Annotated in this window: 15 protein-coding genes; 9 read left to right on the top strand and 6 right to left on the bottom strand. The window is 73.5% G+C overall.

What is annotated here, in order from left to right:
- The 4 genes from WJX68_RS24050 to WJX68_RS24035 form a co-directional block, all read left to right on the top strand.
- A partial coding sequence (locus tag WJX68_RS24050) for an LCP family protein (protein WP_340295027.1) occupies nt 1-1,334 on the top strand: 1,334 nt, incomplete at its 5' end.
- 110 nt (nt 1,335-1,444) lie between these two features.
- Nucleotides 1,445-2,101 carry a phosphate signaling complex protein PhoU gene (gene phoU / locus WJX68_RS24045; RefSeq protein ID WP_340295025.1) on the top strand — a complete coding sequence of 219 codons (657 nt, stop codon included), beginning with the start codon at nt 1,445-1,447 and terminating at the stop codon, nt 2,099-2,101.
- A gap of 98 nt (nt 2,102-2,199) precedes the next feature.
- The gene (locus WJX68_RS24040) at nt 2,200-2,400 is read left to right on the top strand and encodes a dodecin domain-containing protein (RefSeq protein WP_340295023.1); all 201 of its coding nucleotides are present in this window, start codon (nt 2,200-2,202) and stop codon (nt 2,398-2,400) included.
- 69 nt (nt 2,401-2,469) lie between these two features.
- Complete coding sequence (locus WJX68_RS24035) at nt 2,470-3,126, top strand: phosphate signaling complex PhoU family protein (RefSeq protein WP_340295021.1); 657 nt, start codon at nt 2,470-2,472, stop codon at nt 3,124-3,126.
- Nucleotides 3,127-3,185: 59 nt separating this feature from the next.
- Here WJX68_RS24035 and pstB read toward each other — a convergent pair whose 3' ends face one another.
- The 6 genes from pstB to WJX68_RS24005 all read right to left on the bottom strand — a co-directional run bounded on the left by pstB (nt 3,186) and on the right by WJX68_RS24005 (nt 9,150).
- The gene (gene pstB, locus WJX68_RS24030) at nt 3,186-3,965 is read right to left on the bottom strand and encodes a phosphate ABC transporter ATP-binding protein PstB (RefSeq protein WP_340295019.1); all 780 of its coding nucleotides are present in this window, start codon (nt 3,963-3,965) and stop codon (nt 3,186-3,188) included.
- Between the two features lie 12 nt (nt 3,966-3,977).
- Nucleotides 3,978-5,096, bottom strand: a complete 1,119-nt coding sequence (pstA, locus tag WJX68_RS24025) for a phosphate ABC transporter permease PstA (protein WP_340295017.1) — start codon at nt 5,094-5,096, stop codon at nt 3,978-3,980.
- A 1-nt stretch (nt 5,097) separates the two neighbouring features.
- A complete protein-coding gene (gene pstC, locus WJX68_RS24020) occupies nt 5,098-6,042 on the bottom strand; it encodes a phosphate ABC transporter permease subunit PstC (protein ID WP_340295015.1) in 945 nt (314 codons plus the stop codon).
- A gap of 115 nt (nt 6,043-6,157) precedes the next feature.
- A complete protein-coding gene (gene pstS / locus WJX68_RS24015) occupies nt 6,158-7,261 on the bottom strand; it encodes a phosphate ABC transporter substrate-binding protein PstS (RefSeq protein WP_340295013.1) in 1,104 nt (367 codons plus the stop codon).
- Between the two features lie 199 nt (nt 7,262-7,460).
- Nucleotides 7,461-8,348: a mycothiol synthase gene (gene mshD / locus WJX68_RS24010; RefSeq protein ID WP_340295011.1), complete on the bottom strand. Its 888-nt coding sequence runs from the start codon at nt 8,346-8,348 to the stop codon at nt 7,461-7,463.
- Nucleotides 8,349-8,364: 16 nt separating this feature from the next.
- A complete protein-coding gene (locus WJX68_RS24005; RefSeq protein ID WP_340295009.1) occupies nt 8,365-9,150 on the bottom strand; it encodes a winged helix-turn-helix transcriptional regulator in 786 nt (261 codons plus the stop codon).
- A 191-nt stretch (nt 9,151-9,341) separates the two neighbouring features.
- Here WJX68_RS24005 and WJX68_RS24000 point away from each other — a divergent pair, with 191 nt between their 5' ends.
- The 5 genes from WJX68_RS24000 (at nt 9,342) to WJX68_RS23985 (ending at nt 12,128) form a co-directional block, all read left to right on the top strand.
- The gene (locus tag WJX68_RS24000) at nt 9,342-10,172 is read left to right on the top strand and encodes an LmeA family phospholipid-binding protein (RefSeq protein ID WP_340295007.1); all 831 of its coding nucleotides are present in this window, start codon (nt 9,342-9,344) and stop codon (nt 10,170-10,172) included.
- Between the two features lie 11 nt (nt 10,173-10,183).
- Nucleotides 10,184-10,603, top strand: coding sequence for a thioredoxin family protein (locus WJX68_RS23995; RefSeq protein WP_340295005.1), 420 nt, complete (start codon nt 10,184-10,186; stop codon nt 10,601-10,603).
- 58 nt (nt 10,604-10,661) lie between these two features.
- Nucleotides 10,662-10,736: a putative leader peptide gene (locus tag WJX68_RS25275; RefSeq protein WP_350662235.1), complete on the top strand. Its 75-nt coding sequence runs from the start codon at nt 10,662-10,664 to the stop codon at nt 10,734-10,736.
- A 61-nt stretch (nt 10,737-10,797) separates the two neighbouring features.
- The gene (locus WJX68_RS23990) at nt 10,798-11,256 is read left to right on the top strand and encodes a DUF4395 domain-containing protein (RefSeq protein WP_340295003.1); all 459 of its coding nucleotides are present in this window, start codon (nt 10,798-10,800) and stop codon (nt 11,254-11,256) included.
- Nucleotides 11,257-11,291: 35 nt separating this feature from the next.
- Nucleotides 11,292-12,128, top strand: coding sequence for a sulfurtransferase (locus WJX68_RS23985; RefSeq protein WP_340295001.1), 837 nt, complete (start codon nt 11,292-11,294; stop codon nt 12,126-12,128).
- Nucleotide 12,129: the final 1 nt, after the last annotated feature.

The following is a 12,129-nucleotide window of genomic DNA, read 5'->3' as shown; positions in this document are numbered from 1 at the left end:
GGCGTCGGCGGCGCGCGCTGCGCCTCGGAGCCGCCGCGGCGGCCGTGCTCGTCCTGCTCACCAGCGCGTTCGGGTTCGCCGGGCGCAGCCAGGTCTACGACGGCGTCCGCGACGTGGCCGCCCTGTCCCCCGACGCGGACGCGATCCTCGACGCCGACTCCCAGGCCGGCGACCGCAACGTGCTGGTCCTGGGACTGCAGGCCGACCGCACCGGCGCGGCGGAGTCGGCGCGCACCGACACCGCCGTCCTCGTGCACCAGCCGGCGGGCGGCGGACCGGCGGTGACCCTGTCGATCCCGGCGACCCTCGAGGTCTCCCGCCCGCCGTGCCGCAGCTGGGACGCGGCCACCGGCGGGTATGGCCCGACCGTCCCGGCCGAGTCCCGCATCGCCTTCGCGACCGCCTACGACGTCGGCGGGCCCGCCTGCAGCGTCGGCGTCGCCCAGCAGCTGACCGGCATCCCGGTGACCGGGTTCGTCGCGCTCGACCTGGCCCGCGCCCCCGAGCTGGTCGGCGCGGTCGGCGGGATCGAGGTGTGCACGGAGCGCCCGGTCGTCGACCCGGTGCTCGGCCCGGTCGTCGAGGGCGCCGGGGCGGTCGCGCTCGACGGGCCGACCGCCGTCCGGTTCGCCTCCGCGTCCGGCACCGCGGACAGCTCCCCCGCGAACCGCATCCAGCGCCAGCAGCGCGTGCTCGCCGCCGCGCTCGGCGACGCCCTGTCGACCGGCGGCCTGCTGACCCCGGGCGCCCCCGGACGCGCCGCCGACGGCGTGTCCGCGGCACTGGCCGCGGACGGCGTCGACGCCGGCGAGATCCTCACCCTGGCCCGCGGGCTCGGCCGCGCCGGCACCGCGGGCGACGGCAGCACCCCGGTGTTCCTGCCGGTGCCCGTCGCGGACGCGCCGAACACCCGTGGGCACCTGGAGCTGCGGCGCTCCGAGGCCCGCGAGCTGTTCGGCGCCCTGCGCGAGCACGAGCCGCTCCCGGCGTCGGCGACCGCGCCGGCCGCCCGCTCGGCCGCGACGCCCGCGCCGGGGACGGTCGTCGACCTCGTCGACGCGACCGGACGGCCCGGCGCGGTGGACCGCTTCGCCGCGGACCTGCGCGAACGCGGCTACGAGATCGGCACGGTCACGCCCGGCCCGGTCGCCACCGGCGCCCAGGTCCGCTACTCCCCCGACCGCACGGACGCCGCGGGCACGCTCGTCGACGCCCTGCCCGGTGTCCGGCCCGCCCCGGACCCCACCGGGACGGGCACGCTGGCGCTCGTCGTCGGGGCCGGGGACGCCGGGCCCGTCCAGGCCGTGGCGACCGACGGCACCGACTGTTCCTGAGCCACGCGGCCGGTCGCCGGTACCCCCGAACGGGCCATGTCGCCCACCGTTCACGCCGGGTTCACCCGCTTCGGCGCAACGACCGTCGCCGGGGGCCTAGGCTCGGGACCATGCGCGACACCTATCAGGAGCAGCTGGACGAGCTGGCCTCCGGCCTGGCGGACATGTGCGACGACGTCGCGCGCGCCATGGAGCGCGCGACGCGGGCCCTGCTCGAGGCCGACCTGCAGCTCGCCGAGCAGGTCATCTCCGAGGACATCAAGATCGACGACGTCCGCGCCGCCGCCGAGCACCGCGCGTTCGGGCTGCTCGCCCTGCAGGCACCGGTCGCGACCGACCTGCGGGTCGTCGTCGCCGCCATCCACGGTGCGGGCGACATCGAGCGCATGGGCGACCTCGCGCTGCACGTGGCGCAGGCCGCGCGCCGCCGGCACCCCCAGTCGGTGCTGCCGGACGAGGTGAAGTCCTACTTCGCCGAGATGGGCCGGGTCGGCGTGCAGCTGGCGGAGAAGGCCGGCCGGGTCATCCGCACGCGCGACCTGCAGGCCGCCGGTGAGCTCGAGGCCGACGACGACGCCGTCGACGACATCCACCAGCACATGTTCACCGTGCTCATGGACCGTAACTGGCACCACGGCGTCTCCGCGGCGGTGGACGCCGCGCTGCTCGCCCGGTTCTACGAGCGCTACGCCGACCACGCCGTCGCCGTCGCTCGCCGGATCGTGTACGTCGTCACCGGACAGATGCCCGGACCGCTCGCCGTCTGAGACCGCGGCTGCTCCGTCCGGGCCGGTCGGGATCCCCCGCTCGGCGAACGGTCGGCCGTTCGAGTTTGGCGATCGGACGGCGGGGGCACCTCTGCGTCATGGAACACGCGGACTGCGTCGTCACCGAGGTCGTCGGGACCTCCGACGAGAGCGTCGAGGCGGCCATCCGGGACGGCATGGGCCGCGCCGGACAGGCTCTCGAGTGGTTCGAGGTCACCGGCGTCCGGTCGACCGTGCTCGGCTCCACCGAACGCTTCCAGGTCGGCCTGCGCCTGGGCGTCCGCGCCCGCGCCGCCTGACCGCGCGTTCACCGACCGTTCACCGGTCCCGGGCCGAGACGTCCACGCCCGCCGAACTAAGGTCGTCACATGCGCAGGGAGACGCTCGACGACAACCTGACGCAGCTCCAGGCCATGCTCGACGAGATGGGCCCGCTGGTCTCCGGCGCCTTCCACGACGCCTCACAGGCCCTGCTGCACGACCGCAGGCGGCTCGCCGAGCAGGTCGTCGCGCGCGACCCGATCATCGACGGCCACCGCGCCGCGGTCGAGCTGCTCGCCGTCGAGACCATGAACATCCACCAGCCGATGGTGTCGCCGCTGCGCTCGGTCGTCACCGCGCTGCGCTGCGCCCAGCAGCTGGAGCGCATGGGTGACCTGGCCCGCCACGTCGCCGAGACCGTCGCCCGCGACGAGCGCCGCGGGCTCGCGGAGCAGGCCCGCCCCCTGTTCACCGAGTACGGCGCCCGGGTCGCGGCCATGGGCGACAAGGCGGTCGAGGTGCTGCGCACCCGCAACGTCGTACTGGCCTGCGAGCTGCGGGCCGACGACGACGCGGTCGACGCCCTGCACCGCGAGGTCTTCGAGCTGATGTTCGGCGCGTCCTGGACGGCCGGGGTGCCGGCGGCGGTGGACGTCGCGCTGCTGGCCCGTTTCCACGAGCGCTACGCCGACCACTGCGTGCACCTGGCCGACCACGTCGTCTACGCGGTCACCGGCGGCACCCCCGACCAGGTCGCCCTCTAGGACGCACCACGGCCCCGGTACCGCGCGGGTACCGGGGCCGTGGCGTGCGTGCGGACGGCTCAGCCGAACCGGCCGGAGACGTAGTCCTCGGTCGCCTTCTGCTTCGGCTGGGAGAAGATCGTCTTGGTCTCGTCGATCTCGACCAGCTTGCCGGGCTTGCCGGTGCCCTCGATGTTGAAGAAGCCGGTGAAGTCGCTGACCCGCGCGGCCTGCTGCATGTTGTGGGTCACGATGACGATCGTGTAGTCGTTCTTCAGCTCGTTGATCAGGTCCTCGATCGCCAGGGTGGAGATCGGGTCCAGCGCCGAGCAGGGCTCGTCCATGAGCAGCACGTCCGGGCGCACCGCGATCGCGCGGGCGATGCACAGGCGCTGCTGCTGGCCACCGGACAGGCCCGAGCCCGGCTTGTCGAGCCGGTCCTTGACCTCGTTCCAGAGGTTCGCGCCCCGCAGGGAGCGCTCGACGGTGTCGTCGAACTCCGCCTTCGAGGCCTTCTTGTTGTTGAGCTTCATCCCCGCGATGACGTTGTCGTAGATCGACATCGTCGGGAACGGGTTCGGGCGCTGGAAGACCATGCCGATCTGCCGGCGGACACCGACCGGGTCGACGTTCGCCCCGTAGAGGTCCTGGCCGTCGAGCTCGAGCTTCCCCTCGACGCGGGCGCCGGGGATGTTCTCGTGCATCCGGTTGATCGACCGCAGGAAGGTCGACTTGCCGCAGCCCGACGGCCCGATCAGCGCGGTGACCGTCTTCGGCTTGATGCTCATGTTGACGCCCTCGACGGCGAGGAACGACCCGTAGTAGATGTTCAGGTCCTTGGCTTCGACACTCTTGCCCATGTCGCGGATTCCTTATCGGGTCTTCGGGGCGAAAATGCGGGAGATGAGGCGGGCGACGACGTTCAGCACCATGACGATCACCATGAGCATGAGCGCGGCGGTCCAGGCGCGGTCGATGAACGCCTCGCGCGGGATGCCCGGCACCGCGTACGAGTAGTACGAGAACACCGGAAGCGTCGTCATCGGCCCGGAGAACGGGTTGAGGTTGACGCCCAGGGCGTACCCCGTGGTGATGAGCAGCGGCGCCGTCTCGCCGATGACGCGGGCGATCGCGAGGGTGATACCGGTCGCGATGCCGCCGGCCGTCGTCGGGATCACGATCTTCAGGATCGTCCGCCACTTCGGGACGCCCAGCGCGTAGGAGGCCTCCCGGAGCTCATTCGGGACGATCTTGAGCATCTCCTCGGTGGACCGCACCACGATCGGCACCATCAGCACCATCAGCGCGACGGCACCGACGAACCCGAACCGGACGCCCGGACCGAGCAGCAGAGCGAACAGCGCGTAGGCGAACAGACCGGCGACGATCGACGGGATGCCTGTCATGACGTCGACGAAGAAGGTGATCGCGCGGGCCAGCCGCGAGTTGTTGGCGTACTCCACCAGGTAGATGGCGGTGAGCAGACCGATCGGGATCGACATGACCGCGGCCAGCGCCGTGATGACCAGGGTGCCCTGGATGGCGTGCAGCGCGCCGCCCCCGACCCCGACGACACCGCGCATCGAGTTCGTGAAGAACGTCGCGTCCAGGCGGGCCCAGCCCTGCGAGACCACGGTGTAGAGCACCGAGAGCAGGGGCAGCATCGCGACCAGGAAGGCGCTGGTGACCAGCACCGTGACCAGCCGGTCGGTGGCGCGGCGGCGGCCCTCGACGACGCGGGACGCGGCGTAGGTGACGACCGCGTACAGCACGACCGAGAGGAACACCCAGAGCCCCACGCTGAACCCGCCGGCCAGCGCCGTGAGCCCGGCGCCCACCGCGACGGCGGCGACGAGGACGCCCCACGGCGCCCAGGACGGCAGCGACGCCTGCCGGTGCAGCACGGTCGGCGTAACGGCGGGGACCTCGAGTCCGGTTCCGGTCACGGGGGCCTCGGTGTCCGTTCGGTTGCGTTCGGTTCCGGTGGACATCTCAGTTCGCTCCGGAGAAGTCGCGGCGGCGCTCGACGATGTAGCGGGCGAGCATGTTGACCAGCAGGGTCATGACGAACAGCACGAGGCCCGACGCGATGAGGACGCTGACGCCGATGCCGGTGGCCTCGGGGAACTGCAGCGCGATGTTGGCCGCGATCGTCGACGGGTTCTCGTTGCTGATCAGGTTGAACGTGACCGCGCCGCTCGCCGACAGGATGATGGCGACGGCCATCGTCTCGCCGAGCGCGCGGCCCAGGCCCAGCATCGCGCCGGAGATGACGCCCGAGCGGCCGAAGGGCAGCACCGCGAGCCGGATCATCTCCCAGCGGGTCGCGCCGAGGGCGAGGGCGGCCTCCTCGTGCAGCTTCGGCGCCTGCAGGAACACCTCGCGGGACACCGCGGTGATGATCGGGAGGATCATCACCGCGAGCACCAGGCCGACCACCAGCATCGTCCGGCCGGTCGTCGACGGCGGCCCGGCGAACAGCGGGATCCAGCCCAGGTAGGTGTTGAGCCAGGTCGACAGACCCACCGACAGCGGGGCCAGGGTGTAGAAGCCCCAGAGACCGAAGACGATCGAGGGCACGGCGGCGAGCAGGTCGACGACGTAGCTGAGGCCCTGGGCGAGCCGGCGCGGCGCGTAGTGGCTGATGAACAGGGCCACCGCGACGGCCAGCGGGGTCGCCACGACCAGCGCGATGACCGCGCCGAGGAACGTGCCGAAGGCCAGCGGGGCGACGTAGGCGAGCAGCCCGTTCGGCAGCTCCTCCTCCGACGCCGTCAACGCGGGGAACGCCTCGATGAGCAGGAAGGCGGCGACACCGGCGAGGATGACCAGGATCAGGATCCCGGCCCCCTTCGCCGAACCCGCGAACAGGCGGTCGCCGAGCTGGCTGACGGGTCTGGGCGCCCGGGTCCCGGGCTTCGGTTCCGTGGTGGTCACAGTGATCCCTGAGGGTGCGGACGGGCGCTGGGCAGGGGAGGACGCCGGGAGTCCCGGTCGGGCTCCATGATGAACACCGACCGGGACCCCTGGCTAGATGACATCCGACTCAGGATCAGCCCGCGGCCTTGATCTGGTCGATGACCGGGGTGATCTGGTCGCGCAGGGTCGCCGACAGCGGCGCGGAGCCGGCGTTCTGCGCGGCGGTCTGCTGCCCCTGCTCGCTGACCACGTAGTTCAGGAACGCCTTGACCGTGTCGGCCTGGGCGGCGTCCGGGTACTGCGGGCAGGCGATCAGGTAGGACACCAGCACGACCGGGTAGGCGCCGCCGGTGGCGGTCCGGTTGAGCTCGTAGGCGAACGAGGTGTCGCCCTGGCCCTCGACGCGCTTCGACTCCTCGAGGATCTTCGCCGCGGCGTCGGCGGTCGGCTCGACGGCCTGGTCGCCCAGCTTCAGCTTGGCCTTGCCCAGCTCACCGGCCTGCGAGGCGTCGGCGTAGCCGATGGTGCCGTTGCCGGCCCCGACCGCCCCGACCACACCCGAGGTGCCCTGGGCGGCCTCGCCGCCCTGGATCGGCCACTCGCCGTCGGCCTTCTCGGTCCACACCTGCGGCGCGGCCTTGTTGAGGAAGTCGGTGAAGTTCTCGGTGGTACCCGACTCGTCGGAACGGTGCACCGCGGTGATCGCGGTGGCCGGCAGCTGCGCGCCCGGGTTGTCGGCGGCGATCTTCGGGTCGTTCCAGGTCGTGATCTCGCCCTTGAAGATGCCCGCGACCGTGGCCGGGGACAGGGTCAGGTCCGCGACGCCGTCGAGCTTGTACACGATCGCGATCGGCGAGACGTAGGCCGGGACCTCGACGACCGAGCCGCCGCAGCGCTGGCGCGCCTGGTCCAGCTGGTCGTCCTTGAGGTAGGCGTCCGAGCCGGCGAACTGGACGGCACCCTGGACGAACTGCGTACGGCCGCCGCCGGAACCGACCGGCTGGTAGTTGACGGTGGCACCCGGGTTGGCCTCGACGAACCCGGCGTTCCACGCCTGCATGGCCGCCTGCTGCGAGCTCGCGCCCGCACCGCTGATCGACCCCGTGACGCCGGAGCCCTGGGCGGCACCGCCGCCACCCTCGTTCGCGGCACCGCAACCGGCGACGAACAACGCGCAGGTGGTGGCGATACCGACGGCAGCCAGGCGCGCCCGGGGCGCGCGCCGCTTGGTCTTCACTGCAGTTTCCTCCGTGTCGGCGGGAGCCGGTGTGCGGGACGGCGGTCAGGGTGACCACCCGGCCGCAGACGCTAGGAGCCGCGCTTGGACGCCACCCCCACGGAAGATGAACGTGGGATGAACAGGGACGCCGTACGGGTGGACCTGCGTCACACGATCGTTGGGTGCCGCCGGGAGGAGAGCGGTGCGCGACGGGGTCTCACCGCGCGTAGTTGACGTCCGCGGCGTGGACGGTGAACCCGAGGCGCTCGTAGACCCGCACCGCCGGGGCGTTGTCCGCCTCGACGTAGAGCAGCACGGTGTCGAGCCCGCGACCGTGCAGGTGGTGCAGCCCGGCGAGGGTCAGCGCCCGTCCGAGCCCCCCGCCGTGCGCGGCCGGGTCGACGCCGAGGACGTAGACCTCGCCCATCGCGGACTCGTCGGCGGCCGGGTGGACCTTGGTCCAGTGGTAGCCGAGCACGGTGCCCTCGTCGCCGGTGCGGACGGCGAGCAGGAAACCGGCCGGGTCGAACCAGTCCTCGGCCTCGCGGGCGGCGAGCTCGGCGCCCGTCCAGCCGCCCTGCTCGGGGTGCCAGTCGAAGGCGGCGTTGTTGACGCGGAGGAACTCGGCGTCGTCGCGGCCGGGCTCGAAGGCGCGGACCGTGACGCCGTCGGGCACGGCCGTCGCGGGCAGCGGGCCGGCGGCGGGGGTGCGGCGCATCTGCCACAGCTCGCGGTCGCGGCGGTAGCCGCGGCGCTCGGCGAGGGCGCGGGCGGCGGGCAGGTCGCCGTGCGCCCAGACGTGCGGGTCGCCGGTGGCCCCCTCCACCGCGGCGACGAGCGCGGTGCCGGCCCCGCGGCGGCGCCCGTCCGGGTGCACGACGAGCTCGGCGTACTCCCCGTCGACCTGGGCGTACCCGGCGACACCGCCGTCCCGGCCGGGGACGACGACGTGGGTCACGCCCTCGGCGGGCGCGTCCGGGCGCAGGTGCAGCAGGAACTGCTCGGACAGCGGTGCGGTCCCGTCCGCGGCGGTCGCCGCCGCGAGCAGGTCCTGCACCGCGGAGACGGTGGCGGCGTCGAGACGGTCGTGCTGCTGCGGGTCCACGGACGCCGACCCTAGGTCACCGGGCGGACCAGGCCCCGCGCCCCGGACCGGTGGCGGGCCGCGCGCCGGGCAGGCGGCGCTCCGGGACCGGTTCGGGATCCCCGTCGTCCGGGTCCGGCGGGGCCGAGATGCCCCCGCGCGAGGGCCGGACGAACTTGTAGCCGACGTTGCGCACGGTGCCGATCATCTGCTCGTGCTCGCCGCCGAGCTTGGCGCGCAGCCGCCGCACGTGGACGTCCACGGTGCGGGTGCCGCCGAAGAAGTCGTAGCCCCAGACCTCCTGCAGCAGCTGGGCCCGGGTGAACACCCGGCCTGCGTGCTGCGCGAGGTACTTGAGCAGCTCGAACTCCTTGTAGGTGAGCTCGAGCAGGCGGCCCTTGAGCCGGGCCGAGTAGGTGGCCTCGTCGATCACCAGCTCGCCCAGGACGAGCGCGCCGCCGCCGGCGGCCGCCTCGCCGCCGGGACGCGAGCGCAGCAGCCGCAGCCGGGCGTCGACCTCGGCCGGGCCGGTGTCGGGGAGCAGGATCTCGTCGACCACCCACTCGCCGGACACGGCGACCAGGCCGCCCTCGTTCAGCACGGCGATCACCGGCGCGTCGGTCCCGGTGCTGCCGAGCAGCCGGCACAGGCTGCGGGCGGCGACCAGGTCCGACCGGGCGTCCACCAGGACGGCGTCGTGCGGGCCCGCGTCGAGCAGCGCCGCCACCTCCGGCGCCGCGGTCCGCACGTTGTGCGGCAGCAGCGACAGGGCGGGCAGCACGGCGGACGCGTCCGGAGCGGTGGTCAGCAGGAGCAGTTCCACGGACTCCCCCTTCTCGCGATACGCGGACGATACCGGGGCGTCATCCGCTGGTCAGCCGGAGAGCGACGGGTCTCACGCGGACTTCTGGACCGATTCGGTCGCGTGGGGGCGCTCCGGGGCCGCCGACCGGGCCGTCCCCGGGCCTCTCTACCGTGGTCACCGACGTGTTCCGATCCGGAGGAGGCCCGGTCGTGAGAGGCCCCGTCCGCCGTGTGCTCGCCGTCGTACTGGCCGTGGCCGCCGTGCTCGTCGTGGCCGACCTCGCCACCGGCGCGGCCGTGGAGTCGGGCGTCTCCCGGCAGCTGCGCGACCGGCTGGACCTGCCGGAGGACCCGCGGGTGCGGGTCCACGGCTTCTCGGTGCTCGCCCAGGCCGCGACCGGCCGCTACGACCACGTCGAGATGACCCTGCAGCGCGTCCCGATCGGCCCGCTGCGCACCCCCGAGCTGCGGGTGCAGATGTACGGCGTGCGCGCCGACCTCACCGACCTCGCCGGGGCGGGCCCGGCCCGCTTCCGGGCGGCGGCCGCCGAGGGCGTCGTGCGGATCGGTCCGAACGACGTGCGCCGGATGGTCGTCGAGCACGGCGGCCCCGCCGCCGGGGTGACCCGGCTGACCGTCGAGAGCGTCGACGCGAACGCGATCGACACCGACGTCCTGGCCGGGGCCGACCCCACCCTGCGCGGGCTGGACCCGCGCACCGCCGCCCGCTTCGTCGCCGAGATGCCGGTCGACGGCGCCCCCGCCCGGGTCGGGGTGCTCACCTCGCTGGTGGTGACCGGCGGGAAGCTGCGGGTCGTCCCGCTCGACGTCCGCGTCGCCGACACCCAGGAGCCGGTGCCGGACGCGGTGCGCACCTCGCTGCTGCGGGCGCTGGCCGTCGAGCTGGACCCCGGCCGGCTGCCGCTCGGCGTCACGGCGACGACGGCGTCGGTCCCGGAGTTCAACGTCCTGGAGATCTCCGGGGCGATGCGCGACCTCAGCGTCGGCGAGGGGCCGAGCAGCTCCCGCTCCGCCGGCTGAGAGGGGTGCCCGTGAGCGTCACCGGTGCGGTCGTCCTGGTCGTCGTCCTGCTCGGGGCGACGGCGGCGGGCCTGCTCCTGCGCGCCCGCTCCGGACGCGTGCGCGCCGCCACCGGCCCGGCGCCGGCCGGCCCCGGCTGGGAGCTGGCCGGGGTGGCCCCGGACGGCCGGCGCGCGCTGCTGCTGCAGCTCTCCTCCCCGGTCTGCGCGCCCTGCCGGCAGACCGCACGGGTGCTGGGCGGGCTGACCGCGGCCGACCCGGGGCTCGCGCACGTGGAGATCGACGTGTCCGAGCGGGTCGACGTCGCGCGGGCCCTGGGGGTGCTGCGGACCCCGACCACGGTCGTCTTCGACGCCGCGGGCGCGGAGGTGCTGCGGGTGTCCGGCGTCCCGCGGGTCGCGGAGCTGACGGCCGCCCTGCCCGGCGTGTGAGCCGACCGGCCGCCGCGACGGCTGGGCGCGGCGCCGATCGTCGGCTAGGCTCGGTTCCGTGAACTGGCCGCTGACCCGACGTCGCACGGTGGATCTGTGCCGTCTCGCCGGCTGCCTGTGTCTGGACTCCTGACCCGCGTGCTCTGAACCGCGCGTCGTCCGACGGCGCGGTCCACCCCGGTCCCTGGAGTCCCATGTCCGTCACGGACCGCGGACCCGTGCGCGCCGAGCCCCGGCTCGACCCGCGCGGGGTCCGCTTCTCCGCCGCACTCACCACCGTCGTGCTGGCGCTGGTGCTGCTGTCCGGCAGCGGCCTGCTCGTGCTCGCGCAGGCCGTGGTCTTCGCCGTCGGCGCCGTCGCCGGGATGCGCTTCGCCCCCTACGGCGTGGTGTTCCGGCACCTCGTCGCGCTGCGGCTCGGGCCACCCGCCGAGCGGGAGGACGCCACCCCGGTCCGCTTCTCGCAGACCGTCGGGCTGGTGTTCACCGCCGTCGCCGCGGCCGGCTACCTGGCCGGGCTGCCGGTGCTCGGCGTCGTCGCCACCGCGGCGGCGCTCGCGGCGGCCTTCCTCAACGCGGCCTTCGGCTTCTGCCTGGGCTGCGAGATGTACGGGCTCCTCGCCCGCCTGCGCGGCCCGGCCGCGCAGTCCTGACCGTCCCACGACACCACGATTCGGGAGAGATCGACATGAGCCGCGAGGACGTCCTCGTCACCGCCGACTGGGCGGAAGAGAACCTGGAGACCGACGGGGTGGTGTTCCTCGAGGTCGACGAGGACACCACCGCCTACGACGGGGGCCACCTCCCCGGCGCGGTCCGCGTCAACTGGACCGACGAGCTGCAGGACCCGGTCCGGCGCGACGTCGTCACCAAGGAGCAGTTCGAGCAGCTGCTGTCGAGCAAGGGCGTCGGCGACGACGACACGGTCGTGCTCTACGGCGGCAACAACAACTGGTTCGCCGCCTACGCCTACTGGGAGTTCAAGCTCTACGGCCACGACAAGGTCGTGCTGCTCGACGGCGGCCGCAAGAAGTGGGAGCTCGACGGCCGGACCCTGACCACCGAGGTCAAGGACCGCCCCGCGACCACCTACACCGCGAAGGACGCCGACACCTCGATCCGCGCCTTCCGCGACGAGGTCGTCGACGCGATCAACACCAAGAACCTGGTCGACGTCCGGTCGCCCGACGAGTTCTCGGGCAAGATCCTCGCTCCGGCGCACCTCCCGCAGGAGCAGAGCCAGCGCCCGGGCCACGTGCCGAGCGCGATCAACATCCCGTGGTCGAAGGCGGCCAACGAGGACGGCACGTTCAAGTCGAACGACGAGCTGGCCGCCCTCTACAAGGAGGCCGGCTACGACGAGGGCCGCGCCACCATCGCGTACTGCCGCATCGGCGAGCGCTCGAGCCACACCTGGGTGGTGCTGCACGAGCTGCTGGGCCACTCCGACGTGAAGAACTACGACGGCAGCTGGACCGAGTACGGCTCGCTGATCGGCGTGCCGATCGAGCTGGGAGCGAAGTGAC

The sequence above is a fragment of the Pseudonocardia spirodelae genome, assembly GCF_037727765.1.
In the GTDB taxonomy this organism is placed as follows: domain Bacteria; phylum Actinomycetota; class Actinomycetes; order Mycobacteriales; family Pseudonocardiaceae; genus Pseudonocardia; species Pseudonocardia spirodelae.
The sequence above is the reverse complement of the archived record's forward strand: the minus strand, read 5'-3'. Positions and strand labels throughout refer to the sequence as shown.